Raw genomic sequence first — 25340 nt, 5'->3', positions numbered from 1 at the left:
CGCCCCTCGACGAATCGTCAACGATTTGTTGAACAGCGCTGCCCGCAGTCTTCTGCCGCCCCGCGACCCCGTCAAGAGTCCTTTCGTTATATGGAATCCTGATTTCACCTGGTAGAAACCAGCATGTGACAGAGCCCGTAACACGTGGGGTGGCCGGTAGGCTGCTGCCACCCATCCCGGAAGGAGCGCCGTGCCCCCGTCCGCCGAGCCCCGAACCGCCTCCGCCAGCGGCGGCGTCCAGTCCCTCGAGCGCGCATTCGACCTGCTGGAGCGGATGGCCGACGCCGGCGGCGAGGTCGGGCTGAGCGAACTGTCCACGAGCAGCGGGCTGCCGCTGCCCACCATCCACCGGCTGATGCGCACGCTGGTGGCCTGTGGATACGTCCGGCAGCAGCCCAACCGGCGCTACGCGCTGGGCCCCCGGCTGATCCGCCTCGGCGAGAGCTCCTCACGGCTGCTCGGCACCTGGGCCCGCCCCCACCTCGCCCGGCTGGTGGACGAGACCGGCGAGACGGCCAACATGGCGCTGCTCGACGGGGACGAGGTCGTCTACGTGGCCCAGGTGCCCTCGCGGCACTCGATGCGGATGTTCACGGAGGTCGGCCGGCGGGTGCTGCCCCACTCCACGGGCGTGGGCAAGGCGCTGCTGGCCCAGGCCCCGGACGACGAGGTGCGGGCGCTGTTGCTGCGGACGGGCATGCCGGCCGCGACGGAGAAGACGATCACGTCGCCGGAGGACTTCCTGACGGAGCTCGCCCGGGTGCGCGAGTCGGGCTTCGCGATGGACGACAACGAGCAGGAGATCGGCGTCCGCTGCCTCGCGGTGCCGGTGCCCGACTCCCCCACGTCGGCGGCCATCTCCATCTCGGGCCCGGCGGGCCGCGTCACGGAGTCCGCGACGGAACGGATCGTGCCGCTGCTGCGGGAGGTCGCGGCGGAACTGTCGGAGACGCTCGCGGGGGCGACGGGCTGATCCCGGCCCACGACGCGCGGCGGACGCGCCGACGCCGCTCAGGCCCCCTCCCGGGGGCGCGGCACCCCTTCCGGGGTGCCCGGAACGTCCCCGAACCGGTCGACCGCGGCCCGCACTTCACCGAGCGCCGGCCCCAGCGCGCTCACGGATCCCACCGCTCCCGCCACCAACAACAGCGAGCGCCGCAACCGGGAGACGTCCGGGTGTCCCGTGCGCGCCATCGCGTCGAGCGCGGCCAGTTCGTCCTCGGCGGCGTCCCTGTCGGGTAAGGGCGCGGGGTGCCCGGCCAGCGCCCGGCGGAGCCTGGCCACCGCGGCGCCCAGCTCACCGGCTCTCGGGTCCGGATCCTCACCGGATCGTCCCGTCCGCTCCACTTCCACCACCACGGCGCCTTCCGCCACGACTGTCCCCCTCCCACACGCACGCCCGCCCGCCCGCGCGGATCAGTTAACGCCACTTCACGTGTGACGCGCCACACTCACAGCGAAATTCAGGCCGCGCGTTCACGTACGAGTGACGAACTCCCGTACGACGCACACGCGGTCGCCCATACGGTATGCAGGGGCCATGGCTTGGATGACGGACAGCGGACCGGTCGCGGGGCTGCTGCTGGCAGCCGGCGGCGGCCGGCGGCTCGGCGGGCGGCCCAAGGCGTTGCTGGAGTTCCGGGGCGGCCTGCTGGTGGAGCACGCGGTGCGGGTGCTGCGCGAGGGCGGCTGCGCCCCGGTGTACGTGGTCGTGGGCGCGGGGGCGGCGGAGGTACGGGCCCGGCTCGGCGCGACGGCGGACGTCACCCTCGTCGAGAACGCCGACTGGGCCCTGGGCATGGGCACGTCCCTGCGGGCCGGGCTGGCGGCGCCGGCCGCCGCTGCGGACCCGGCGACGGCGGTGCTGGTGACGCTCGTCGACCAGCCGCGCGTCGGCGCCGAGGCGGTGGCCCGGGTGCTGGCCGCGCACCGGGCCGGCGCCCGGCTCGCGGCGGCGACGTACGGGGGTGAGCGGGGGCACCCGGTGCTGCTCGCCCGGGAGCACTGGGCGGGCGTGGCCCGGGCGGCCGACGGGGACATGGGCGCGCGGGCCTACTTGCGGCAACACGCCGCCGCCGTACGGCTCGTGGAGTGCGCGGACGTCGCCTCGCCCGACGACGTCGACACTCCGGACGATCTCGGCCTCCTGCGCTGAGCCGCGCCGACACCCCATTGAACTTCCACAATGAGAAAACTATTCTCCACTAGCCGAGGCGGCACCGCGTGCCGCACCGCCCGCTGAAGGAGTGACAGCCCATGTCCGCGCCTGCTCCGTCCTCGTCGGCAGCCGTCGAAGCCCCCTATGTGGAGCGGCAGGAGGAGGTGCTCACGGAAGCGGCGCTCGCGTTCGTCGCGGCGCTGCACCGCCGGTTCACCCCGCGCCGTGACGAGCTGCTGGCCCGCCGCGCCGAGCGGCGCGCGAAGCTCGCCCGGACCGGTCGGCCGGACTTCCTGCCGGAGACCGCCGCCGTCCGCGAGGACCCCGACTGGCGGGTGGCGCCCGCCCCCGCCGCGCTGGAGGACCGGCGCGTGGAGATCACCGGCCCCGCCGACGACCGCAAGATGACGATCAACGCCCTCAACTCCGGCGCCCGCGTCTGGCTCGCCGACATGGAGGACGCCTCCTCCCCCACCTGGCGCAACGTCGTCCACGGCCAGCTCAACCTCATGGACGCCTTCGCCCGCCGCGTCGACTTCACCAGCCCCGAGGGCAGGACCTACGCCCTCGGGCCCGCCGAGCGGCTCGCCACCGTCGTGATGCGCCCCCGCGGCTGGCACCTCGACGAGCGCCACCTCACCGTCGACGGCCGCCCCGTCCCCGGCGCCCTGGCCGACTTCGGCCTCTACTTCTTCCACAACGCCCGGCGGCTGCTCGACCTCGGCAAGGGGCCGTACTTCTACCTCCCCAAGACCGAGTCGCACCTGGAGGCCCGGCTGTGGAACGACGTCTTCGTCTTCGCCCAGGAGCGGCTGGGCATCCCCCGGGGGACGATCCGCGCGACCGTCCTGATCGAGACGATCACGGCGGCGTTCGAGATGGAGGAGATCCTCCACGAGCTGCGCGAGCACGCCTCGGGCCTCAACGCCGGCCGCTGGGACTACCTCTTCTCCATCATCAAGAACTTCCGTGACGCGGGCGAGGCGTTCGTCCTCCCCGACCGCAACGCCGTCACCATGACGGCCCCGTTCATGCGCGCCTACACGGAACTGCTGGTGCGCACCTGCCACAAGCGCGGCGCGCACGCCATCGGCGGCATGGCCGCCTTCATCCCGTCCCGCCGGGACCCGGAGATCAACGAGGTCGCGCTGGAGAAGGTGCGGGCCGACAAGGACCGCGAGGCCGGCGACGGCTTCGACGGCTCCTGGGTCGCCCACCCCGACCTGGTTCCGGTCGCCCGCGCCTCCTTCGACGCCGTCCTCGGCGACCGCCCGCACCAGAAGCACCGCCTGCGCGAGGACGTACGGGTCACCCCCGACCAGCTCGTCGCCGTAGGGTCCCTGGAGGCGAGGCCGACGGTCGACGGGCTGCGCAACGCGGTGCAGGTGGGCCTGCGGTACATCGAGGCGTGGCTGCGGGGGCTGGGCGCGGTGGCCATCTTCAACCTCATGGAGGACGCGGCCACGGCGGAGATCTCCCGCTCGCAGATCTGGCAGTGGGTGGCCGCGGGGGTCGTGCTGGACAACGGGGAGAAGGTGACGGCGGCGCTCGTGCGCGAGGTGGCGGCGGAGGAACTGGCGTCCGCGCCGGAGGCGTCGGACACCTGGCGGCAGGCGCACGACCTGTTCCTGCGGGTGGCGCTCAGCGAGGAGTACGTGGACTTCCTGACGCTGCCGGCGTACAAGCTGCTGGACTGAAGGGTGCCCCCGGCGGTGGGGGCCGGGGGCACCCCTACGAAACGATCGCCCCTACGAAACGACTGCCCTTACGAAATGACCGCCCCCACCGCCACGAACGCGCACACCAACACCGCCAGGATCACCAACAACGGCCAGACGAACCGCAAGTACCGGTCGTAGCCGACCTTCGCCAGCGACACCCCGCCCACCACGACGGCCGTGGTCGGCACCCAGAGGTTCATCCAGCCGCTGGCCGACTGCCAGGCCGTCACGACGAGCGCGCGGGAGACGCCGGCGAACTCGGCGAGGGGCGCGAGGATCGGCATGGCGAGCGTCGCGTGCCCGGACGTCGACGGGATCAGGAACGCGAGCGGCAGGTTCACCACGAAGACCATGACGCCGAAGAGCGCCTCCGGCGTGCCCCGGACCGTGCCCTCGATGGCGTGGAGCACCGTGTCGATGATCTTCGCGTTCGTCATGATGACGGTGATGCCGCGCGCGAGCACGATCACCAGCGCCGGCGCCACGAAGTCCGCCACGCCCTGCACGATCGTGGCGCTCAGCTTCTGCTCCCCCAGCCGGGCGACGAGCCCGACGAGCACCGCCGCGACAATGAACAGCGCGGCCAGCTGGGCGAAGCCCCAGCCCAGTTCCCAGCCGTAGGGCGTCGCGTCGGCCTTGCCGCTGAGCGCGCTCGCCCAGGGGATCACCGAGAAGATCATGAAGGCGAAGACCAGGGCGACGAGCACCAGCACGCCCTTCTGGAGGCCCGTCAGCTCCGGTGGGTGGACCGCCTGCTCGGCGAGCTCCCGGTCGCCCTCCCGGAAGCCGACCAGGGAGCGGGCCGGGTCCGCCCGCACCCGGTGGGCGTAGCGGACGACGTAGGCGATGGTGACGGCCGTGAGCACCAGCCACATCGCGAATCTCAAGGCGATGCCGTCGCCGAGTGAGATTCCCGCTGCCGAAGAAGCGACGCCGGTGGCGAACGGGTTGACCGTCGAGGCCAGCACACCGATGCCCGCGCCGAGGATGATCGTGCCGGTCGCGACCATGCGGTCATAGCCGAGCGCCAGCATCAGCGGCACCAGCAGCCCGTAGAACCCCAGGGTTTCCTCGGCGAACCCCTCGACCGTCCCCAGGAGGGAGAAGACGGTCATCACCCCGGCGATGAGCAGCGCCCCGCGCTCCCGGAGCCGGTGGGCGAGGCGTTCGATGCCGCGGTCCAGGGCGCCGGTGGCGAAGACGACGGTGATGAACGCGCCGATGGCGAGGACGAAGAGGAACACCCCGGCGCTGCCGTAGAGCGTGCCGACCGCGTCGGGCGCGACCTCGCCGGTCTTGAGGTCGCGGACGCCGTAGAGGCCGTTGACGGGCGCCAGGAAGAGCTGGCCGAGGCGGTGGACGAAGCCGCCCCGGGCGGGTTCGTGGTGGTAGGTGCCCTGGAGGGGGTTGCCGTCGGGGTCGCGGTCGTAGGTGCCGGAGGGGATGAAGAAGGCGACGATCCAGACGGCGACCGTCACGGCCGCGAGGACGGTCAGCGCGCTGGGGAAGACGAAGCGGTGCGCGGTCCGCGCCCCCTCCGGGTCCGCCCCCTGCGGTTGCTCCTCCACGACGGCACACCAATCGATCCTTGGGGTCTTTGTCGGGATTGTGACGTACGGCCGCGTCCGGGTGGCTGAGGCGCGCAGACCTCACGGTGTCCGTCGGCCGCGCCCCACGTGGTTGAACGCGAGGTTCAGCAGCACCGCCGTCAGGCAGCCGGCGCTGACCCCCGAGTTCAGGATGATCTTCAGGGTCTCGGGGATCGCGGTGTTGTCGTAGAAGGCCCGGGAGACGACCGGGATCAGGCCCATGCCGAGGGAGGCGGCGGCGATCAGCAGGTTGTCGCCCTGGTCGAGGCCCGCCGTGCGGAGCACGTCGATGCCGCTGGCGGCGACGGTGCCGAAGAGCACGATGCCCGCGCCGCCGAGGACCGGCTGGGGCACGAGGGCGATGAGGGAGGCGAAGACGGGGCTCAGGCCGAGCAGGACGAAGAACAGCCCGCAGGCCGCCACGGTGTAGCGGCTGCGGACGCGGGTGATGGCGACCAGGCCGATGTTCTGGGCGAACGCGCTGTTGGCGAAGCCGTTGAAGAACGGGCTGACGGCGCTGCCCAGGGTGTCGGCGCGCAGGCCCGCGGCGATGACCTTCTCGTCGGCCCGGCGGCCGACGATCGCGCCGAGCGCGAGCATGTCGGCGGTGCTCTCGGTCATGCAGACCAGCATCACGACGCACATGGAGACGATCGCCGGCACCTCGAAGACGGGGTGGCCGAAGTGGAAGGGGGTGGGGAAGCCGACGAGGGCGGCGTGCCGGGTGGCGGAGGTGTCGACGACGCCGGTGGGGACGGCTATCAGCGTGCCCGCGACGATCCCCAGCAGGATGGCGATCTGGCGCAGGAAACCGCTGAGGAGCCGGCGCAGGACGAGCACGGTCGCCAGCGTCGCCCCGGCCAGGGCCAGATTGGTCAGCGAGGCGGGCCGGTCGGGGCGGCCGCCCTGGATCCAGCCGAAGGAGACGGGCAGCAGGGTGATCCCGATGAGGGTGATGACCGTGCCGCTGACGACGGGTGGGAAGAACCGCACGAGCCGGCAGAAGGAGGGGGCCAGCAGAAAGCCCAGGACTCCGGCGACGATGACGGCGCCGTGGATGACGGGCAGCGCGTCCCCGTGGCCCGCGCGGGCGTCGGCGACGGCGAGCATGGGGGCGACGCCCGCGAACGAGACGCCGTTGACGAACGGCATTCTCGCCCCGACGTTCCAGAAGCCGATCGTCTGGAGGAGGGTCGCGATGCCGGCCGTGAAGAGGGCCGCCCCCACCAGGAAGGTGATCTCCTTCGGCGGGAGGCGCAGGGCCGCGCCGAGGACGAGCGGCGGGGCGACCACCCCGGCGTAGCTGGCGGCCACGTGCTGGAAGCCGCCGGCCAGCAGCCGGCCGGGGGCGGGAACCTGGTCGACGGGGTGGACGGGTGGGGCGGGGTGGACGCCCGTGCCCGCCCCGCCCCGCTCCAGGTCGTCGTCCTCCTCCGGTTCCCGGTCGGGCCGCTCGGTGGCGCCGGGCTCTGCGGTCACGGCTGTTCCTCCGGTGTGGTGGGGGATGAAAGGACCGGGGCGCGGGGCGGTGCCCCGTGCCCCGGTCCGGCCCGCCGAGGGCCGTCCCCCTCGGCGGGCGGCTCGCGCGAACGGTCCTCGCCGGGGCCGGGCCGTCAGGCGTCGGCCGCGATGCGGGCCAGGCGGCGGGCCTCGTCGCGGGCCTCGCGGGCGATGGTGTCCTCGTCGGCGGTGACCAGGCGGCCGTCCTCGACGACCGGTCTGCCGTCCACGAGCGAGAGGGTGACGGGCGCGGGCGCCCCGAGGACGAGGGCGGCGACCGGGTCGGCGATGGTGGAGTGGCCGAGGCCGTCGAGCTTCCACAGGACGAGGTCGGCGAGCTTGCCCGGCTCCAGCGAGCCGATCTCCGCCGCCCGGCCCAGCACCCGGGCGCCGCCGTAGGTGCCCAGCCGCAGCGCCTGCCGGACGTTCAGGGCGTTCTCGCCGCCCGCGAGCCGGTGGACGAGGAGGGCGTTGCGCAGCTCCGTGTGGAGTTCGCCGGTCTCGTTGGAGGCCGTGCCGTCCACGCCGAGGCCGACGGGGACGCCGGCCTTCAGCAGCGCGGGGACGGGGGCGGTGCCGGCGGCGATCCGGGCGTTGGAGGAGGGGCAGTGCGCCACGCCGGTGCCGGTGCGGGCGAAGGCGGCGATGTCGGCGTCGTTCATGTGGATGCAGTGGGCCATCCACACGTCCTCGCCGAGCCAGCCCGTGGACGCGAGGTAGTCCGTGGGGCCCATGCCGAACTTCTCCTTGCAGAACCGCTCCTCCTCCACGGTCTCCGAGCCGTGGGTGTGGAGGCGCACCCCCTTGCGGCGGGCGAGCTCGGCGGCCTCGCGGAGGAGTTCGGTGGAGACGGAGAACGGTGAGCAGGGGGCGACGCCGACGCGCAGCATCGAGCCGAACGACGGGTCGTGGTGGGTGTCGATGGCCTCCTCGGTGGCGCGGAGCGCCGCCTCGGTGGTCTCGACGGCGAAGTCGGGCGGCAGTCCGCCCGCCGACTCGCCGAGGTCCATGGAGCCCCGGGTGGGGCTGAACCGTACGCCCATCTCGCGGGCGGCGCGGATCTCCGCGCCGAGGAGGTCGCCCGCGCCGCGTGGGAAGACGTAGTGGTGGTCCATGGCGGTGGTGACGCCGCCGCGGACCATCATGGCCAGCGAACCGCGCGCGGCGGCGTGGACCATGGGCTCGTCGATGCGCGCCCAGACGGGGTAGAGGGTGACGAGCCAGTCGAAGAGGTGGGAGTTCTGGGCGAGGCCCCGGGTGAGCCACTGGTAGAAGTGGTGGTGGGTGTTGACCAGGCCGGGGGTGGCGAGGTGGCCGGTGCCGTCGACACGGCGGACGACGCGGGTCAGCCCGGCGGGGGCCGGTCCGGGGCCGACGGCCTCGATGAGGTTGCCGGCGACGACGATGTGACCGGAGGCGTATTCGGTGTCGTCGGCGTCGACGGTCGCGACGGCGCAGTTCTCTATGACGACGCGTGACTCGGGTATGGGGGATACGGAGGGTGGGGGTTCCGTCATGAGCGTATGTCCTTACGGGTCCTAGAGGTTCGTCATGTCCACCGGTATCCGGGGCTCGGCGCCGTCACGCAGGATGGTCGCCTCGATGAGGCCGTACGGGCGGTCGGCCGCGTAGTAGACCTCGTTGTCGTTCTTGAGGCCGAAGGGTTCGAGGTCGACGAGGAAGTGGTGCCGGTTGGGGAGGGACAGCCGGATCTCCTCGATGCCGGGGCACTTCTCGATGACACGGGAGCCCATGCGGTAGAGGGTCTGCTGGAGGGAGAGCGAGTACGTGTCGGCGAAGGCCGCCAGGAGGTGCTCGCGGGCCTGCCGGTAGGAGTGATCCCAGTCCGCTTCGGGGGTGGAGTGAGTGGAGTGGCCGGAGTGGCGCCAGCAGGCGTGCACCTGGGTGGCGAGGACGCGGTCGCGGGTCTCGGGGAGGGTGGTGTAGCGGTCCTTGACGTAGCCCGTGAACTCGGAGTCGGTGGAGTTCAGGACGGTCAGGTCCTTGAGGCCGGAGACGATCTCCCAGGCGGTGCCGTCGAAGCGGATCTGGGCGGTACGGGTCTCCCGGCCCTCACGGACGAAGGAGTGCCGCTTCGGGCCGGGGGTCTCTATCCGTTCCCACGCGTATTCCTCGATGCGGATCCGGGCGCTGTGGATCGTGGGCAGGCCGGTGACGAAGTGACGGGCGAGGAGGATGCCGAACTCCTCGGCCGAGGCGATGCCGTGCTCCTTGGCGAAGGCGAAGACGGTGTTCTTGGTGGTGTCGGTGGTCAGGACGTTGGCGTTGGAGCCGGAGAGGTGGACGTCCGTCATGTCGCCGGTGAGCGCGACGGAGACGTTGAGGTCCTTGATGTGGTGGGTGCTTCCCTCACGGGTGATCCGTACGATGCGGTTCTCGGCCTTGCCGTACTGGTTCTGACCCAGGATCACGGGCTAACTCCCTCGGTATACGGAGTATCCGAACGGGCTGAGCAGCAGCGGAACGTGGTGGTGCTCGCCGGGCGACACCGCGAAGGCGACCGTCACCTCGGGGAAGAACGCCGCCCCGGCGGCGGAACCGGCGGACAGATGCGGTGCCACGTCGAAGCGCAGCCGGACGTGCGCGGCGGCGGGCGGCAGCGCGGGGAGGGCGGCGCAGCGCCCGTCCGCGTCGGTGCGGGCCGTGCCGAGCACGGCCCACTCGCCGTCCGCGCCGCCGCGTACGGCCAGTTCCACGCCGACGCCGGCGGCGGGGCGGCCCGCGCCGGTGTCGAGGACGTGGGTCGAGACCGTGCTGTCGCTCATGGCCGGGACGTTCCTTCGGTCTCGGGGCGGACGGCGAGCCGGGCCAGCCGGACGCGGTTGATCCTGCCCAGTTCCTCACGGACGATCTCGCGCTCGCGTTCCGGGGGGTTGTCGATCCTGTTACGGACGGAGTCACGCATCTGTTCGGCGGTGAGGCCGGTGGCGCAGATGAGGAAGACGTGCCCGAACTTCTCCTGGTAGGCGAGGTTGAGTTCGAGCATCTCGGCCTTGAGCCGGTCGGTGGCGCCCGCCATGCCGCGCTGTTCCCGGGCGGAGACCGGGTCGCCCGGCCGGGGGCGGCCGATGGGCGGGTGCGCGGCCATGGCCTCGGCCAGGTCGGCCGGCGTGAGCCGGGCGACGGCCGTGTCGCTGGCGGCCAGCAGTTCCCCGGCGTCGCGGTAGGGCCGCCGGGCGAGGATCTCCTCGGCCCACGCGGCACTGGCGCAGATCGCGCGCAGCGCGGCCCGCGCGGTGTCGTCCTCGGCCGTGTTGAACCGGGTGAGCCCCGGTGTGGAACTCGAAGTCACGGGAACCTCCGTGGCGCTTCTCGCCGCACTCGGATGAGCTGCGCATAGCTAACGCCTCCGGCGAACGCGCGTCAACAGTTTGTTGAAGAACCGTTCGCGTCCCGTACCGGGGTCGGCGTCGGCGCCAACTCCGGTGCCGGTCAGGCCGCGCGCAGGCGCCGACGGGCGTAGGCGACGGTGACGACGGCGAGCAGCGGCCCCCAGAGCAGGAGGGGCAGATAGCAGGCGTTCATGATCCATGCGGCCGCGCCGTGGGGGCCTTCGGCGCCGCCCGCCGAGCCGGGCAGGTGGCCCCAGAACATCGGCATCACGCAGGCCGTGACCGCGAGCGCCCCCAGCGCCGCCGGCACGACCGCCGCCCACACCGGGACGTGTCTGCCGCCCAGGAGCGGGAGCCATCGCGGCGTCCGCTCGCCCCAGGGCCTGACCAGGCCGAGCGTCAGGAAGGCGAGGAGTTCGACGACGAGGGTCAGCAGGGTGATGTAGGAGGTGGTCTCCAGGCCGGGCCGCCAGTCCTCCGCGAGCTGCCCGCTGAAGCCCACGGGCACCCCCACGGCCATGGCCATCCGCCACAGCCCCGACGGCAGGACGACCAGCGGCACGGCTCGCGCCGTCCGGTCCAGCCGGCGCGGCACAGGAGGGAAGGCGGGGGCGGGCGATGTCGTCGTGGGGGGCATGTCATCTCCTGGGCGGCGTGGGCGTCACCCTCAAGGCTCGCCGGATGCCCCACGATTGACGTCCCCCTACGGGACCGTCGCGATCACCGTCCGGCGGAGCCCTCGTCCGACCGGGGGCGGACACGATCGGCCGCGTCCCGTTCGCGGTTCAGGTAGTTGTAGATGGTGAACCGGCTGACGCCGAGCGCGGCGGCGACCGTCTCGACGCCGTGCCGCAGCGCGAAGGCGCCGCGCGCCTCCAGATTCCGTACGACCGACTGCTTGGTCCTGCGGTCGAGTTCGGCGAGCGGCACACCGTGCCGGCGTTCGAGGTCGGCGAGGATGCTCTCCAGCGAGTCCGCGAGGTGCGGGAGGCGCACGGCCACGACCGGGCGGCCCTCCCAGCGGAGGACGACGTCGTCGCCCTCGGCCTCCTCGGGGTCGAGCAGCCGGCCGCCCATGGCGTCCACGAGCGGCCTGACGGCGGCGCGGAAGGCGTCCTCGCTCACGGGCCGTCCCCGCCCTCCGCGTCAAGGACGTTGACCTGCAGCGACACGCGGGTGGCACCCGCCTCCAGGGAGGCGCGCAGCAGGGTGTCCAGCGTCGCGAGCACGGAGTCGGCCCGGCCCTCGACGGTGTTGCCGAACGGGCCGACGTCGACGGTGTCCAACTCCGCTGCCTGGACGACGTCCCGGGCCGCCGTGGCGTGGGGCGGGGGCTCGTCGAGATCGAACGGCTCGGTCGTGAACTCCACTCTCAATCGCACACCGTCAACGTACCGGGCCCTTGACAGGGCCGGTGGGCGGGAGCAGCCTTCCTTGTCATGGAAGTTTCTTTCCGTAATACGGAATATGGCGGCTCCGGGTCGCGCTTCGATGTGAACCTGTCCATCCTCTTCACCGAACTGCCGCTGCTCGCCCGGCCCGCCGCCGCCTCGGCGGCCGGGTTCGCGGAGGTGGAGCTGTGGTGGCCCTGGCCGGACGACCCGGAGCCGCCCGAGGCGGAACTCGCGGCGCTGCGCGCGGCGTTGGACGCCGCCGGAACCCGTTTGGTCGCCCTCAACTTCTACGCCGGCCGACTGCCAGGACCGGACCGGGGTGCGCTCTCCGTGCCCGGTGAGGAGTCCGCGCGCTTCCGTGCGAACGTCGACGTCGCCGCCGGTTTCGCCGCGTCGGTGGGCTGCCGGGCGCTCAACGCGCTGTACGGCAACCGCGTCGACGGGGTGGCCCCCGGCGTTCAGGACGCCCTGGCGCTGGAGAACCTCGCGTACGCGGCGCGGGCGGCGGACCGGGTGGGGGCGATCCTGCTGATCGAGGCGCTCAACGCCGTGGAATCACCGGGGTATCCGCTGACGGACGTGGCGTCAGCCGCCGAGGTCACAGGCAAGGTCGACGCGGCGACGGGGCTGGGGAACGCGCGGCTGCTGCTGGACCTGTACCACGTGGCCATGGGCGGGGCGGACGTCCGGGAGGTCGTCGACCGGTACGCGGGGCGGGCGGGGCACGTCCAGATCGCGGACGTGCCGGGGCGGGGGGCGCCGGGGACGGGGGCGCTGGACTTCGCGGCGTTGCTGCCGCGGCTGCGTGAGGCCGGGTACGGCGGGCCGGTCGGGCTCGAGTACCGGGCCGACGGGCCCAGCGCGAACGCCTTCGGCTGGCTCGCCGGACGTTGACTCTGCCCCAGCCCCGCCCTTTCTCCCCCAGCTACCGCTGGGAGGTGCCCCCAGTTTCCGAGGGGGCTCCGCCCCCTCGCACCCCATCGGCGTCTGCCAACCACCCCGAAGGGAAACGACCCATGCCAACCCTCCCCCGCATCGCCTGGATAGGCCTCGGCATCATGGGCTCCCCCATGGCCGAGAACCTCCTCAAGGCCGGGTACCCCGTCACCGGCCACACCCTCGAACCCCACAAGCTCGCCCGCCTCGCCACCGCCGGCGGCACCCCCGCCGCCTCCGTGCGGGAAGCCGTCGCCGGCGCCGACGTCGTCGTCACGATGCTGCCCGCCGACCGCGAGGTCGTCGCCGTCGCCCGGGGCGACGACGGCGTCCTCGCCCACGCCCGTCCCGGCACGCTGTTCATCGACATGTCCTCGATCAGCCCCCGCACCTCCGCCGCGCTCGCCGCCGAGGCGGCCGCTCGTGGCATACGGGCCCTCGACGCGCCCGTCTCCGGCGGTGAGGCCGGCGCTGTCGAAGGCACGCTGTCCGTCATGTGTGGTGGCGAGCGGGCCGACTTCGAGGAGGCCGCGCCCCTGCTGCGCGCGCTGGGCACGACCGTCGTGCACTGCGGCCCCCACGGCGCCGGGCAGACCGTCAAGGCCGCCAACCAGCTGATCGTCGCCGCCAACATCCAGGCGTGCGCCGAGGCCGTCGTCTTCCTGGAGAAGTCCGGCGTGGACCTCGTCGCCGCGCTGGACGTCCTCGGCGGCGGGCTCGCCGCCTCCGCCGTGCTCGCCCGGAAGCGGGAGAACTTCCTCAGCCGCGAGTACCCGCCGGGGTTCCGGATCGAACTGCACCACAAGGACATGGGCATCGTCACCGCCGCCGCCCGCGAGGTCGGCGCCGCGCTGCCGCTGGGAACCCTGGTGGCCACGCTCGTGGCCGCCGCCCGGGAGCAGGGCGACGGGGCGCTCGACCACTCGGCCCTGCTCCGGGGCGTCGAGCGGCTGTCGGGAGCCGCCTCATGAAGGTTCCCGCCATGCACGCCGTCGTGCGGATCCTCAAGGACGAGGGCGTCGACATCGTCTTCGGCTGCCCCGGCGCCGCGATCCTGCCGCTGTACAAGGCACTGGAGACCGTCGGCGGCATCGAGCACCTGATCGTCCGCCACGAGGCGGGCGCCGCGCACATGGCCGACGGGTGGGCCCGCACCAACGGCCGGGTCGGGGTGGCGCTGGCGACCTCCGGGCCCGGGGGCACCAATCTCGTCACCGGGCTGTACACGGCCTTCGCCGACTCGATCCCCATGGTCTGCGTCACCGGCCAGGCGGTCTCCACCAAGCTCCACCAGGAGGCGTTCCAGGCGGTCGACATCGTGGGGATCGTCCGTCCCGTCACCAAGTGGGCGGTGCGGATCACGGAGGCCGCGCAGATCCCCTGGGTGTTCCGGGAGGCGTTCCGGATCGCGCGCGAGGGGCGGCCGGGGCCGGTGCTGATCGACATTCCGGTCGACATCGCCCGGCGTGAGATCCGCTACGACGCGGCCACCGACACCCGGCTCCCCGTCCGCGTCCCGGCGCCGCACCCGCCGAGTGTCGAGGCCGCCCTGGATCTGCTGCTGGCGGCCGAGCGGCCGCTGGTGCTGGCGGGCGGCGGGGTGGTCCTGGCCGGGGCGGCGGACGAGCTGCGCGCGCTGGTGGAGCTGCTGGGCGTGCCGTTCCAGGTGACGCTGATGGGCAAGGGGGCCGTCGAGGACGACCACGAGCTCCACATGGGCACCACGGGCATCCAGACCTCGCAGCGGTACGCCAACGCCTCCTTCCTGGAGGCGGATTTCGTGCTCGCCGTGGGCGCCCGTTTCGGCGACCGGCACACGGGGGCGGACCTGGACGTCTACCGGGGCGGGCGGACCTTCGTCCAGGTGGACGTCGAGCCCACGCAGCTGGGCAGGGTCGTCGCGCCGGACCTGGGCGTCGTCTCGGACGCGAAGGAATTCCTCGCGGCCCTGCTGGCCGCCGCCCGGCGGCGCGGGGCGCGGGCGGACACCGGCCCCGGGCAACCGGGGCAGCCGGGGCATCCCTGGCAGTCGTGGCAGCCGTGGCGGGAGCGCTGCCGGCTGCTCAAGCGGACCCTCGTCCGGCGGGAGGACTTCGACACCGTCCCGGTGAAGGCCCCCCGCGTCTACAAGGAGATCAACGAGATCTTCGGCGAGGACACCTATTTCCTCACCGCCATCGGTCTGTACCAGATCTGGGGCGGCCAGCATCAGAAGGCCCACCGGCCCCGCCACTACCAGGTGTGCGGCCAGGCGGGCCCACTGGGCTGGGAGGTCCCGGCGGCGATCGGGGCGAAGAAGGCGCTGGAGGGCATGGGGCGGGGCGCCACCGAGGTGGTGGGCGTCGTCGGGGACTACGGCTTCCAGTACACGGCGGAGGAGCTGGCCGTCGCGGCGCAGTACGGCGTCCCGTTCGTCCTGATCATGCTCAACAACGAGTACCTGGGCCTGATCCGGCAGGCGTCCATCGGCTACGGGATGAACTACCAGGTGGACGTCCACTACGACGAGACCGGCACCGACAACGTCAAACTGATGGAGGCCTACGGCTGTTCGGGGCGGCGTGTCGTCGAGCCGGCGGACATCCGTCCGGCGATCGAATGGGCCCGCAAGGAGGCGGTCGCCACTTCCCGGCCCGTCCTCGTCGAGATCATGATCGAGCGGGAGGCGAACACACCGCACGGCGTGAACATCGACGCCGTTCAGGAGTTCGAGCCGATCCCCCAGGGGGATCTCCCGGCTTCACCCGTGCCTCCTGCTCCACTCCCCTGACCTCCGGGCGGTGGCGCCGGCATCCATTCCGTTCGCGCCCCGGCGGCGCCGCCCGGAGCACTCTCCCGCGCCCGCCTTGCCGATTCGCTCCCCCGCCGCGCCCACATCGTGGACGATGGGGTCCCACATCCCCTACGGACCCTACGCTGGAGCCGAAGATGGCCAAGAGCGTGCCGGTGCACTGCCCCACGTGTCACCGGGAGCACTCCTTCACCCCGCCCACCTTCCCCTGCGCCTGCGGCACCCCGCTGACGCTGCCGGTACCGCCCGACGCCAGCCCCGAGTTACTCGCCCACCGCACCTGGCGCGACTCCTGGGTGGCGGTGCGCTGCCCCTCCTGCGACCGCCAGGGCCAGTGGCCCCGGCCCGAACTGGGCTGTTCCTGCGGGACGGTCGTCCGGCTGCCCGTCCTGCCGCCGCGCGACGCCGCGGAGATCCCCGAGGACGTCAAGGGCGCGACGGGCCCGGAGGAGGCAGCGCCCGAGGCGCCCTCCGATGCCCCTCCGCGCCCCCGCGCCATCTCGAAGCCGCCGTTCCGGCCGGTGGCCATCCGTACCGAGCGGGACGCGGTGATGTCCGCCGAACGCTATCTGCGCTGGCTGGGCTTCCCGGACGTACGCCGCCCCGGCAACTGCCCGGCGCCCGCGGCGAGCGGCGTGGACCTGTGCGCCACCGGCGTCGTCGCCCGCGTCGACCCCACGACCCTGCCGACCACCCTGCGCGACATCGAGTGCCTGTGGCTGTACGGCCTGCTGGACTCCGCGACGAGCGTCTGCTTCTCCCTGGCGGGCTACGCCCGGGACGCCCGCTGCCGGGCGGACGACCTGCGGCTCCCGCTGTTCGTGATGGACCTCACCGGCACTCCGCAGCCCCTCAACGAGTGGGCCGACGAACTGGTGCGGCGCGGCAGGAGGTGACCCGAAGCTCAATTCTTCCTCTGAACTGACCGCCCACCATGGCGACTTGGGCGTGACAGGGCGGAGACTGTGCGCAGGGCCCGCGAGACACGGGGGACCGCCGGCCCGGCCACGGGGGAATATCGGGGGAGCAAGAGACCGTTCACGGGGGAACGGGGGATACGGGGGAACGGGGGGAACGACGGGGCGGGCCACCGTACGCGGCCCGCCCCGTCCGTCCGTCACTCATCTCATCCGTCAGCCCCGTACGGCGACGCCCGCGCCGTCGAGCAGCGCGGCGGCCTCCTCCCTCAGCTCCACCTTCCGCACCTTGCCGCTGACGGTCATGGGGAAGGCGTCCATCAGCCGCAGATGGCGCGGCACCTTGTAGTGCGCGAGCCGGCCCCGGCAGTAGCGGGCGAGCTCGTCGCGCGTGAGGGTGTCGGCGGGGTCGCGCAGGATGACGCAGGCCATGATCTCCTCGCCGAACTTCTCGTCGGGGACGCCGATGACCTGGACGTCGGAGATCTTGGGGTGGGTGTGGAGGAACTCCTCGATCTCGCGCGGGTAGACGTTCTCCCCACCCCTGATGATCATGTCCTTGATGCGGCCGACGATCCGGACGCAGCCGTCCTCGTCCATCACCGCGAGGTCGCCGGTGTGCATCCACCGGTCGGCGTCGACGACCTCGGCGGTGCGCTCGGGGTCGTCCCAGTAGCCGAGCATCACCGAGTAGCCGCGGGTGCACAGTTCGCCGGGCTCGCCGCGCGGCACGGTGGTGCCGTCGGCCGGGTCGGTGATCTTCACTTCGATGTGCGGCAGCACCCGTCCGACCGTGCCGGTGCGGCGCGCCAGGTCGTCGTCGCGCCGGGTCTGGGTGGAGACCGGGGAGGTCTCCGTCATCCCGTAGCAGATGGCGACCTCGGACATGTGCATCTCCGTCACGACGCGCTTCATCACCTCCTCCGGGCAGGGCGAGCCCGCCATGATGCCGGTGCGCAGCGAGCCGAGGTCGTAGGTGGCGAAGTCGGGCAGGCCGAGTTCGGCGATGAACATGGTGGGGACGCCGTAGAGCGAGGTGCAGCGCTCGCGTTCGACGGCGTGGAGGGTGGCGGTGGCGTCGAAGGTGGGGGCCGGGATGACGACGCAGGCGCCGTGGGAGGTGGCCGCGAGGTTGCCCATGACCATGCCGAAGCAGTGGTAGAAGGGCACGGGCAGGGCGATGCGGTCCTGCTCGGTGTAGCCGAGGCCCTCGCCCACGAAGTAGCCGTTGTTGAGGATGTTGCGGTGGGAGAGGGTGGCGCCCTTGGCGAAGCCGGTGGTGCCCGAGGTGTACTGGATGTTGACGGGGTCGTCGCAGCTCAGCAGGGCTTCGCGGGCGGCGAGCCGGGCGGGGTCGACGCCCTGGCCGACGCGGACGAGGCCGGTCCAGGTGGGGTCGTCGATGTAGACGACGTCGCGCAGCGCCGGGCAGCGGCCGCGGACCTGTTCGACCATGCGGCGGTAGTCGCTCGTCTTGTACTCGACGGAGGAGACGAGGATGCTGATCCCGGCCTGGCGCAGGACGTAGGCCAGTTCGTGGACGCGGTAGGCCGGGTTGACGTTGACCATGATCGCGCCGATGCGGGCGGTGGCGTACTGGACCATGACCCACTCGGGACAGTTGACGGCCCAGATGCCCACGCGGTCGCCCTTGGCCACGCCCTTGGCGAGCAGTCCCAGGGCGACCTCCTCCACCGCCCTGCCGAACTCCTCGTAGGTCCAGCGGCGGCCGCCCTGGACGTCGACGAGCGCCTCGCGGTCGCCGAAGAGCGCGACGGTGCGGGCGAGGTTGGCGCCGATGGTCTCCTCGCGCAGCGGGGTGTCGACGGGGCCTGCCGTGTGGGAGGGGGAGGGTGTGGTCACCGGTGGTCTTCCTCTCGGTACTCGGTCCCGCCGCCCTTCGCGGTGTGTTCGCGCAGTTCGATGCGGCGGATCTTGCCGGACACGGTCTTGGGCAGCTCGGCGAACTCCAGCCGGCGGACGCGCTTGTAGGGGGCCAGCACGGCGCGCGAGTGGGCGAAGAGGGCCTTGGCGGTGTCCGGGCCGGGCTCCCAGCCGGCGGCGAGGACGACGTACGCCTTGGGCACGGCCAGCCGCAGCGGGTCGGGGGCGGGGACGACGGCGGCCTCGGCGACGGCCTCGTGCTCCAGGAGGGCGCTCTCCAGCTCGAATGGGCTGATCTTGTAGTCGCTGGATTTGAAGACGTCGTCGGCGCGCCCGATATAAGTGAGATATCCCTCTTCGTCCCGTGCGGCGATGTCACCGGTGCGGTAGTAGCCGTCCGCCATGACCTCGGCGGTGCGCTCGGGGTCGCCCGCGTACCCGGTCATCAGGCCGACGGGGCGGTCGCGCAGGTCGAGGGCGATCTCGCCCTCGTCGGCGGGCTCTCCGGTGCGCGGGTCGAGGAGGACGACGGTGAAGCCGGGGCTGGGGCGGCCCATGGAGCCGGGCTTCAGGGGCTGGCCGGGCGGGTTGGCGATCTGGACGGTGGTCTCGGTCTGCCCGAAGCCGTCGCGGATGGTCCGGCCCCAGTGGCGCCGGACGGCCTCGATGACCTCGGGGTTCAGGGGCTCGCCGGCGGCCACGACCTCGCGCGGCGGGTTGCGCAGCGCGCCCAGGTCGGCCTGGATGAGCATCCGCCACACCGTGGGCGGGGCGCAGAAGCTCGTCACCCCGCAGCGGTCCATCTCGGCCATGAGACGGGCCGCGTCGAAGCGGGTGTAGTTGTGGACGAAGACGGTGGCCTCGGCGTTCCAGGGGGCGAAGAGGTTGGACCAGGCGTGCTTGGCCCAGCCGGGCGAGGAGATGTTGAGGTGGACGTCGCCGGGGCGCAGCCCGATCCAGTACATGGTGGTCAAGTGACCGACGGGGTAGGAGATGTGGGTGTGCTCGACGAGTTTGGGGCGGGCGGTGGTGCCCGAGGTGAAGTAGAGGAGCAGGGTGTCGTCGGCGTGGGTGGGGCCGTCGGGGGCGAACGCCTCGTCGGCTTCGTGGTCGGCTTCGTTATGGGCGTCCTCGTACGCGAGCCAGCCGCCGTCTTCCGGTGCTCCGCCGACGGCGATACGGGTGTAGTCGCCGGGGACGTCCGTGAACTTGCCGGTGTCCTCGGCCCGTACGAGCACGTGGCGGGCCCCGCCGCGCTCGATGCGGTCGGCGAGGTCGGCCGGGCCCAGCAGCGGGGTGGCGGGGATGACGACGGCGCGCAGCTTCATGGCCGCCAGGGCGGTCTCCCACAGCTCGCGCTGGTTGCCGAGCATGACGACGATCCGGTCGCCGGCCCGTACGCCCCGCGCGCGCAGCCAGTTGGCGACGCGATCGGAGCGGCGGCGCATCGTGTCGAAGGAGAGCTTCTCCTCGCGGCCGCCCTCCTCCACGATCCACAGGGCGGTGCGGTCGTTGTCGCGGGCGATCGTGTCGAACCAGTCCAGCGCCCAGTTGAAGGCGGTGGGCCGGGGCCAGGAGAAGCCTTCGCGGGCCGCCGCGTAGTCCTCGCGGTGCGCGAGCAGGAAGTCCCGGGCCGCCCGGAAGCCGTCCGCCGGTCCGGGTTTCGCGGTCACGTCCGTCGCGGTCACGTTCGTCGCCGTCACTTCGTTCTCCAGGGTCACTTCGTCCTCCAGAGCGCCCGGGGCTCGCCGCCCCCGCCGGTAAGCATCGTGCGGCAATGATCCACGTCTGACCAGCCCCGGAGGGGCCCGGTGCGCGCCCGGCGGGACTCGGGACCGGTGGGGGTGCGCGCGGGGCGGATTGTTCCAAAGATTCCTGGCGGCCGGAGCCGGTGGTTCCGGGACGACGGTCTCGGGACGTGCGGGTTGGTTGGGATGGCTGGGGCGGGTAAGGCAGCCGGTACGGCGGCGCGTCGGCGGATCGGACCGGCGCAAGGGCGCGTGGGGGCGCGAGGGCGGTTCCCGGTGCGTAAACGAGCCGTCAAGGGACTCCCGGGTGGGGTCAATGTGCTGTCAAGGAGGCGGTCGCCCGGGCGGGGGACGGGCATAGCGTGACCGAGGCACCTCACCGAGGTTCCTCACCGACGTCTCCTCACCGACGCTTCTCACCAACGCCTCCGCACCGAAACTTCCCAAGGATCGTCATGCATCTGAGCCGTACTCCCGCCGAGGCCGCGGCCGTCGCCGCGGCGAACCGCCCCGACCGCCCCGACACCGCGGGGAGCCGCCCCGCCGACGACGGCGAGCCCTCCCATCCGGGCCCGGCGCGGCCGCTGTACATCCCCGTACGGCCCTGCCCCGTGGGCTTCGCCCTACGGGTCTTCCGCACCCCCCTCGGCGCCCGGACGGCCGTCGCCTTCACCAGCAGGCGGCGGCTTTCCGACTGTCTGGGGCCGGGTGTCCCCTCGGTCCGCCTGTCCCTGCCCGCCGTACAGGCCCTGGCCGCGCCGCTGGGCGTCGGGCAGGTGTCGGTCGACCCGCAGCTGACGGCGCGCCCCGCGCTGCCGGTGACCGAGGACGCCGCGCCCCTGCTGCCCCCCTTCGCCGACTGATCCTTCCGGCTGATCTTTCGGCTGGCCCTTCGGCCGATCCTTCCGGCTGATCCTTCCGGCCGGCCCTTCGGCTGACCCTTTCGGCTGACTCCTCGCGTCCCACCGATTTCCCCCGAAGGAGATCACCCGTGTCCCTCCCCCTCTCCCCCGCCGCCCTGTCCCCGCGGCTCGGTGAGCCCGTACCGGGCCCCGGTCCGTCGGACCCGGCGTGGCCGGGGCCCGTGTGGCCCGCGTCCGCCCGCGTCCTGCCCTCGGGCGGGCTGGCCGTCGGCGGGGTGCCCCTCGCCGAGCTCGCCGACCGCTTCGGCACCCCCTCCTACGTCGTCGACGAGGACGAGGTCCGGGCGCGTGCCCGAGCCTGGCGCGCGGCACTGCCGGACGCCGACGTGGCCTACGCCGGCAAGGCGTTCCTCACCCGGGCGATGGTCCGGTGGGTCGAGGAGGAGGGGCTCCACCTCGACGTCTGCTCGGCCGGCGAACTCGAACTCGCCGCGCACGCGGGCTTCCCCGGCGAGCGCGTCGTCCTCCACGGCAACGCCAAGAGCCCCGACGACCTGCGGACCGCGCTGCGGCTGGGCGTGGGGCGCGTGGTCCTCGACAGCACCGGTGAGATCGCCCGGCTCGCGGCACTGGTGCCGCCCGGTGCCCGGCAGAAGGTGCTGGTGCGCGTGGTGCCCGGCATCGAGGCCGGAGCCCACGCGGCGGTGCGGACGGGGGTCGAGGGCCAGAAGTTCGGGCTGTCCCTGGACGGCGGCGAGGCGGCGGACGCCGTCGCCCGCGTCCTGGGCCAGCCCCGGCTGGAACTCGTCGGCCTCCACTGCCACCTCGGCTCCCAGATCTCCTCGGTCGACCCGTACCTCGCCGCCGTCCGCAAGCTGGTGCCCTTCCTGTCCGCCCTGCGGGACGTGCACGGCGTGACGTTCCCCGAGCTCGACCTGGGCGGCGGCTTCGGCATCCCCTACCGCGACGGCGAACCGACGCTCGACCCCGCCGAGTACGCGGCACGCGTCGGCGCCGAACTGGCGCTGCGCTGCGCCCACGTGGACCTGCCGGTCCCCCGGCTCGCCGTCGAGCCGGGCCGCTGGATAGCGGGCCCGGCGGGAGTGGCGCTGTACCGGGTGCTGGCGGTGAAGGTCTCGGGCGGGCGGACGTTCGTCGCCGTGGACGGCGGCATGAGCGACAACCCGCGCCCGGCGCTGTACGGGGTGCGCTACACGGTCCGCCTGGCGGGCCGCGCCGGGGCGGCGCCGGCCCGGCCGATGACGGTCGTGGGGCGGCACTGCGAGGCGGGCGACGTGCTGGCGGAGGACGTGCCGCTGCCGGGCGACGTCCGCCCGGGGGACGTCCTCGCGGTCCCGGCGTCGGGGGCGTACCACTTGTCGATGGCCTCGTCGTACAACCTCGTCGGCCGCCCCCCGGTGGCGGCCGTCACGGGCGGCCGGGCGCGGCTGCTGGTGCGGCGCGAGACACCGGCGGACCTGTGGAGCCGCGAGCTGTCGGACTGAGCTCTCGGGTGGTGTCCGGGCGGGCGCCGTCGTTCAGCGGCGTCGACCGCCCCGGGTCTCCGGCGCGAACGGCACCCCGGTCATCAACCCGCGCGCTCCCACCGCCAGCGCCTCGCCCAGGAAGCCGACGCCGATCGAGAGCTGGACGGGCCGGGCCTGCGGGTGCATGCCCATCCGGCCGGCGAGCAGGCCGAAGCCGAAGGAGATCAACGCGGACACCGCCATCACCGCGAACGTCCGTCCGGTGTAGCGCTGCCACAGCACGCCTTCCTTCTCGAAGACCTGGACGGTCAGCCCGCGCACCGCCCCCAGCGAGACACCCAGCAGGGCACCGCCCGCCACCCAGAACGCGTCCGCGACGCCGATACCGTCGGCCTTCCACAGCGTCCACGCGCCGATGCCGGTCAGGATCAGCGGGGCGGCGAACAACTCGCGGGCGTTGAGGGGTTCCCCTCGCAGCCGCTTGACGACGACGGCCACGGCGACCGCGGCGATGAGGGCGGCAGACACCCAGGCGTTCACTAGGACTCCTCGCATGACTCACTTTAATAGCTCACTCGTGCCAAATAGAATTTAGCCCGATCGTGCTATAACGGCAACATGCCAAAGATCGTCGACCCCGAGGCCCGCCGCCGGGCGGTCGCCGACGCCGTGTTCCGGGTGGCCCGGCGCGACGGCCTGGAGAACGCGTCGCTGCGCAACGTCGCCCAGGAGGCGGGGCTCGCCGTCGGTTCCGTGCGGCACTACTTCGCCGACCACTCCGACCTGATGCTCTTCGCCATGCGGGAACTCGCCCGCCGCGTCGAGGGCCGAGTACGCGACCACGCCGAGCGCCTCCTGGCCACGCCGCCCGCCGACGGCCGCGGCGACCGCGCCGTGCTCGTCGAGGAGCTCCTCGCGGAGTTCCTCCCCCTGGACCAGGCCCGCCACGACGAGGCCGTCCTGTGGCTGGCCTTCTGCACGGCGGCCCGCGTCCGCCCCGAACTACGGCCCAGCGCGGACGGAATCCACACCGGCATGCGCGAACTGATCGAGCGCGTCCTGCACGAGGGCCGAAGCGCCGGCGGCTTCCCCGAACACCTCGACGTCCCCACGGAGGCCCTACGCCTGCTCGCCCTCCTGGACGGCCTGACCCTCACGTCCGTCCTCCACCCGGACCGACTCCCAGCCGACGACATGCGGCGAGTACTGCGCCTGCACTTGCGGTCGTTGCGGGGCGGGAAGGACTGACCCCGCACCGACGAAAGCGCGGAACGGGGACGTCCACCTCCCGCGCCGCAGCCCGAGACGAACGCGCGGCAGACGAACCATGCCCGACCACCGGTCCACCCCCAGAAAGGCACGCGCCACCGCGCCCCACGAACGCCACCGAGGAGGCCGACGAGGCCATGCACACCCTCCACGGCCTGAAGGGCCTGGCCACGTGCGGCGGCGCACAACGACCTCGTCGGCACTGTCATCGCCGCCCTGCTGGCCATGCACTACATCGCCCCCGAAGTCGCCCGCGCGGCCTTCGAGGAGATCTTCCACTGCCGTACCCGCAGGGGCCGCCAAGCCGCTGCCGCCGCCTGACCACTCCCCCATCCCCACACCGGCGGTCGCGTCCCCTCGGGACGCGACCGCCGTCCCGTGTCGTAGACGCTCCGCCCCCCACCCGCGGGGTGGACCATGGCGGGATGACCGAGACCCAGCTCCAAGCGGAAGCGATTGAGGCCGGCACAGGGGTATCCGCCCTGATCACGAACAGCCGGGCCGAATACCCGCTCCACCTCCGCGACGGCACCGAAGGCATCTGCTGGCCCGGCTACTGGACACCTGTCGGCGGACGTCCCGAACCCGGCGAATCACTGGCCGACACCGTCGCACGCGAGGTAGTCACACGGCCCGAGCCCAGGGCCGCCGGCCTCAGGCCCTGGCTCGTCGGCTAGAGCCTGTACGGACCGCACACCTAACGGGCTACCCCCTGGTCTCCGATGGCCAGCCTCTATCGAGCGGGCCTGCTGGGGAGAATTGCGCCGCTCGGGGAGCCGGCCCCGGCCGCTCGCCGAAGACCCGACCGGCGCCGGAGCGGCGAAAATCTTGGCGCGGGGGGCCGACGGAACCAGGTAACGTCTTTGTCATGTTCTTCCAGACACCGATTTACGAGTGAGAGCGTGACGGGCCCCGCTGACGTTCCTCGACGTCGCCGCGCCCGTCCCCCACCGATGAATCCGTAGATCACTTCACATCACCACCGGGAGAACCCGTGACCGACAGCAAGAACATCAACAACCCCGTGGGCCAGGGCGGCGGCCAGCGCAAGAGGCTGTCCCGCGCCGAACGGCAGAACAACGGTCCGCACCGCAACCTCGACCGTCAGGGCGCCGCCGCACAGAAGGCGGAGCTGGTTCGCAAGATGCGTGAAAAGGCACGCGCAGCTGAGGCCGCCGCGCAGGCGAGCGACGACGCCGCACAGAGCTGACGCACGGCCGCCGCAGGGCGGACGCGCTGATGGTGACGCTGCTGGTGCAGCTCGGGGTGGCGGCGGTGACGGAGCTGCTGAATCTGCGGCTGCCGCGGGTGGTCGGCTGAGACGCGGGTGATCCGCCGCCGCCACGGCAATGGCCCTCAGAGGCTGAGGGACCGGCGAGTACTACCGGAAGTTCCTGCGCAGGTACGGCGAGATCGACGTCCGCGAGAAACTGCATGAGCGCCGGTACGAGCGCAGCTGCTCGGTCTCTCCCCCCAACGATCGATGGTCGCGCGGCATCCAAGAAGGCTTGTTCTCCCTGTGAACAAGCCACCGCGCCCGACGGCTAGCACTGCCGGGAGCACAGGGGCCCACCTTCACCTGCCCCTCTGCCATGACGCTGCGTAGCCTGTCATGGCACGCCGATCGCGGTCCCGACCAGCGGCGATCTTCCTTGAGAGGGAGCCCCCTCTGGGGAGAATCTGGGGAGAATGAAGGCCCGTTGGGGAGCGGCTGGGGAGGACCAGCCGTA

At 72.6% G+C, this 25340-nt stretch carries 25 protein-coding genes; 12 read left to right on the top strand and 13 right to left on the bottom strand.

Annotation, left to right across the window (positions count from 1 at the left end; all coding sequences use genetic code 11):
- Positions 1–190: 190 nt before the first annotated feature.
- Entirely contained in the window at positions 191–973 is a 783-nt protein-coding gene (locus tag ACX9I7_RS03955; RefSeq protein WP_358625400.1) for an IclR family transcriptional regulator, read from the top strand.
- A gap of 38 nt (positions 974–1011) precedes the next feature.
- Here the strand turns inward: ACX9I7_RS03955 and ACX9I7_RS03950 are convergent, their stop codons facing one another.
- Positions 1012–1374, bottom strand: coding sequence for a DUF5955 family protein (locus tag ACX9I7_RS03950; RefSeq protein ID WP_387571451.1), 363 nt, complete (start codon positions 1372–1374; stop codon positions 1012–1014).
- 166 nt (positions 1375–1540) lie between these two features.
- On the opposite strand from ACX9I7_RS03950, the gene ACX9I7_RS03945 reads away from it, so the two are divergent.
- Together ACX9I7_RS03945 and aceB are read left to right on the top strand one after the other, a co-directional pair.
- Entirely contained in the window at positions 1541–2155 is a 615-nt protein-coding gene (locus tag ACX9I7_RS03945) for a nucleotidyltransferase family protein (RefSeq protein ID WP_459386496.1), read from the top strand.
- 101 nt (positions 2156–2256) lie between these two features.
- Positions 2257–3855, top strand: coding sequence for a malate synthase A (gene aceB / locus ACX9I7_RS03940; RefSeq protein ID WP_459386495.1), 1599 nt, complete (start codon positions 2257–2259; stop codon positions 3853–3855).
- A 68-nt stretch (positions 3856–3923) separates the two neighbouring features.
- Here aceB and ACX9I7_RS03935 read toward each other — a convergent pair whose 3' ends face one another.
- The 9 genes from ACX9I7_RS03935 to ACX9I7_RS03895 form a co-directional block, all read right to left on the bottom strand.
- A complete protein-coding gene (locus ACX9I7_RS03935; protein ID WP_387571460.1) occupies positions 3924–5447 on the bottom strand; it encodes a YfcC family protein in 1524 nt (507 codons plus the stop codon).
- Between the two features lie 81 nt (positions 5448–5528).
- Positions 5529–6947, bottom strand: coding sequence for a nucleobase:cation symporter-2 family protein (locus ACX9I7_RS03930; protein ID WP_459386494.1), 1419 nt, complete (start codon positions 6945–6947; stop codon positions 5529–5531).
- 134 nt (positions 6948–7081) lie between these two features.
- On the bottom strand, positions 7082–8485 hold the full coding sequence (locus tag ACX9I7_RS03925) for an 8-oxoguanine deaminase (RefSeq protein WP_387571466.1): 1404 nt from the start codon (positions 8483–8485) through the stop codon (positions 7082–7084).
- Positions 8486–8506: 21 nt separating this feature from the next.
- Positions 8507–9400: a factor-independent urate hydroxylase gene (gene pucL, locus ACX9I7_RS03920; RefSeq protein ID WP_459386493.1), complete on the bottom strand. Its 894-nt coding sequence runs from the start codon at positions 9398–9400 to the stop codon at positions 8507–8509.
- A 3-nt stretch (positions 9401–9403) separates the two neighbouring features.
- On the bottom strand, positions 9404–9754 hold the full coding sequence (gene uraH / locus ACX9I7_RS03915) for a hydroxyisourate hydrolase (RefSeq protein WP_189448697.1): 351 nt from the start codon (positions 9752–9754) through the stop codon (positions 9404–9406).
- On the bottom strand, positions 9751–10281 hold the full coding sequence (uraD, locus tag ACX9I7_RS03910; RefSeq protein WP_387571471.1) for a 2-oxo-4-hydroxy-4-carboxy-5-ureidoimidazoline decarboxylase: 531 nt from the start codon (positions 10279–10281) through the stop codon (positions 9751–9753). Before uraD ends, uraH begins: the two co-directional genes overlap by 4 nt.
- Before the next feature lie 140 nt (positions 10282–10421).
- Positions 10422–10958, bottom strand: a complete 537-nt coding sequence (locus tag ACX9I7_RS03905) for a hypothetical protein (protein ID WP_358625419.1) — start codon at positions 10956–10958, stop codon at positions 10422–10424.
- 83 nt (positions 10959–11041) lie between these two features.
- Positions 11042–11398 (bottom strand): helix-turn-helix domain-containing protein, encoded by a 357-nt coding sequence (locus ACX9I7_RS03900; protein WP_459386631.1) that lies wholly within the window; start codon positions 11396–11398, stop codon positions 11042–11044.
- A 44-nt stretch (positions 11399–11442) separates the two neighbouring features.
- Entirely contained in the window at positions 11443–11703 is a 261-nt protein-coding gene (locus ACX9I7_RS03895) for a thiamine-binding protein (protein ID WP_387571476.1), read from the bottom strand.
- Positions 11704–11760: 57 nt separating this feature from the next.
- On the opposite strand from ACX9I7_RS03895, the gene ACX9I7_RS03890 reads away from it, so the two are divergent.
- The 4 genes from ACX9I7_RS03890 (at position 11761) to ACX9I7_RS03875 (ending at position 16338) form a co-directional block, all read left to right on the top strand.
- Positions 11761–12609 (top strand): TIM barrel protein, encoded by an 849-nt coding sequence (locus ACX9I7_RS03890; protein WP_459386492.1) that lies wholly within the window; start codon positions 11761–11763, stop codon positions 12607–12609.
- Between the two features lie 122 nt (positions 12610–12731).
- Positions 12732–13622, top strand: a complete 891-nt coding sequence (locus tag ACX9I7_RS03885; protein WP_459386491.1) for a 2-hydroxy-3-oxopropionate reductase — start codon at positions 12732–12734, stop codon at positions 13620–13622.
- A complete protein-coding gene (gcl, locus tag ACX9I7_RS03880) occupies positions 13619–15421 on the top strand; it encodes a glyoxylate carboligase (protein WP_459386490.1) in 1803 nt (600 codons plus the stop codon). The genes ACX9I7_RS03885 and gcl overlap by 4 nt, the downstream gene beginning before the upstream one ends.
- Positions 15422–15579: 158 nt before the next feature.
- Positions 15580–16338, top strand: coding sequence for a hypothetical protein (locus ACX9I7_RS03875; protein WP_459386489.1), 759 nt, complete (start codon positions 15580–15582; stop codon positions 16336–16338).
- A gap of 237 nt (positions 16339–16575) precedes the next feature.
- Here the strand turns inward: ACX9I7_RS03875 and ACX9I7_RS03870 are convergent, their stop codons facing one another.
- The gene (locus ACX9I7_RS03870) at positions 16576–18222 is read right to left on the bottom strand and encodes an AMP-binding protein (RefSeq protein WP_387571487.1); all 1647 of its coding nucleotides are present in this window, start codon (positions 18220–18222) and stop codon (positions 16576–16578) included.
- On the bottom strand, positions 18219–19931 hold the full coding sequence (locus ACX9I7_RS03865; protein ID WP_459386630.1) for an AMP-binding protein: 1713 nt from the start codon (positions 19929–19931) through the stop codon (positions 18219–18221). The genes ACX9I7_RS03870 and ACX9I7_RS03865 overlap by 4 nt, the downstream gene beginning before the upstream one ends.
- A 515-nt stretch (positions 19932–20446) precedes the next feature.
- Between ACX9I7_RS03865 and ACX9I7_RS03860 the strand changes: the two genes are divergently transcribed.
- Together ACX9I7_RS03860 and lysA are read left to right on the top strand one after the other, a co-directional pair.
- On the top strand, positions 20447–20854 hold the full coding sequence (locus ACX9I7_RS03860; protein WP_459386488.1) for an SAV_915 family protein: 408 nt from the start codon (positions 20447–20449) through the stop codon (positions 20852–20854).
- 128 nt (positions 20855–20982) lie between these two features.
- Positions 20983–22359, top strand: a complete 1377-nt coding sequence (gene lysA / locus ACX9I7_RS03855) for a diaminopimelate decarboxylase (protein ID WP_459386487.1) — start codon at positions 20983–20985, stop codon at positions 22357–22359.
- A 33-nt stretch (positions 22360–22392) separates the two neighbouring features.
- On the opposite strand, the gene ACX9I7_RS03850 is transcribed toward lysA, so the two are convergent.
- Positions 22393–22881, bottom strand: a complete 489-nt coding sequence (locus ACX9I7_RS03850; RefSeq protein WP_387571494.1) for a DUF1453 domain-containing protein — start codon at positions 22879–22881, stop codon at positions 22393–22395.
- A 78-nt stretch (positions 22882–22959) separates the two neighbouring features.
- Here ACX9I7_RS03850 and ACX9I7_RS03845 point away from each other — a divergent pair, with 78 nt between their 5' ends.
- From ACX9I7_RS03845 to ACX9I7_RS03835, 3 genes are all read left to right on the top strand, one after another.
- Positions 22960–23589, top strand: a complete 630-nt coding sequence (locus ACX9I7_RS03845) for a TetR/AcrR family transcriptional regulator (protein ID WP_387571497.1) — start codon at positions 22960–22962, stop codon at positions 23587–23589.
- 446 nt (positions 23590–24035) lie between these two features.
- Positions 24036–24287: an NUDIX domain-containing protein gene (locus tag ACX9I7_RS03840; protein ID WP_387571499.1), complete on the top strand. Its 252-nt coding sequence runs from the start codon at positions 24036–24038 to the stop codon at positions 24285–24287.
- Positions 24288–24604: 317 nt separating this feature from the next.
- Positions 24605–24820 carry a DUF6243 family protein gene (locus ACX9I7_RS03835; RefSeq protein WP_459386486.1) on the top strand — a complete coding sequence of 72 codons (216 nt, stop codon included), beginning with the start codon at positions 24605–24607 and terminating at the stop codon, positions 24818–24820.
- The last annotated feature ends 520 nt before the right edge of the window (positions 24821–25340 follow it).

This window comes from Streptomyces sp. L500 (genome assembly GCF_054551825.1).
Note: the sequence above shows the minus strand (reverse complement) of the source record. Positions and strands in the feature narration are given on the sequence as shown.

Excerpts from the sequence above, each read along its gene's own strand:
- ACX9I7_RS03840 (WP_387571499.1), top strand. The coding sequence starts at position 24,036 with ATGACCGAGACCCAGCTCCAAGCGGAAGCGATTGAGGCCGGCACAGGG.
- ACX9I7_RS03875 (WP_459386489.1), top strand. The coding sequence starts at position 15,580 with ATGGCCAAGAGCGTGCCGGTGCACTGCCCCACGTGTCACCGGGAGCAC.
- ACX9I7_RS03945 (WP_459386496.1), top strand. The coding sequence starts at position 1,541 with ATGGCTTGGATGACGGACAGCGGACCGGTCGCGGGGCTGCTGCTGGCA.
- ACX9I7_RS03885 (WP_459386491.1), top strand. The coding sequence starts at position 12,732 with ATGCCAACCCTCCCCCGCATCGCCTGGATAGGCCTCGGCATCATGGGC.
- ACX9I7_RS03860 (WP_459386488.1), top strand. The coding sequence starts at position 20,447 with ATGCATCTGAGCCGTACTCCCGCCGAGGCCGCGGCCGTCGCCGCGGCG.
- ACX9I7_RS03925 (WP_387571466.1), bottom strand. The coding sequence starts at position 8,485 with ATGACGGAACCCCCACCCTCCGTATCCCCCATACCCGAGTCACGCGTC.
- ACX9I7_RS03900 (WP_459386631.1), bottom strand. The coding sequence starts at position 11,398 with ATGGGCGGCCGGCTGCTCGACCCCGAGGAGGCCGAGGGCGACGACGTC.
- uraH (WP_189448697.1), bottom strand. The coding sequence starts at position 9,754 with ATGAGCGACAGCACGGTCTCGACCCACGTCCTCGACACCGGCGCGGGC.
- ACX9I7_RS03905 (WP_358625419.1), bottom strand. The coding sequence starts at position 10,958 with ATGCCCCCCACGACGACATCGCCCGCCCCCGCCTTCCCTCCTGTGCCG.
- aceB (WP_459386495.1), top strand. The coding sequence starts at position 2,257 with ATGTCCGCGCCTGCTCCGTCCTCGTCGGCAGCCGTCGAAGCCCCCTAT.
- gcl (WP_459386490.1), top strand. The coding sequence starts at position 13,619 with ATGAAGGTTCCCGCCATGCACGCCGTCGTGCGGATCCTCAAGGACGAG.
- ACX9I7_RS03845 (WP_387571497.1), top strand. The coding sequence starts at position 22,960 with ATGCCAAAGATCGTCGACCCCGAGGCCCGCCGCCGGGCGGTCGCCGAC.
- ACX9I7_RS03890 (WP_459386492.1), top strand. The coding sequence starts at position 11,761 with ATGGAAGTTTCTTTCCGTAATACGGAATATGGCGGCTCCGGGTCGCGC.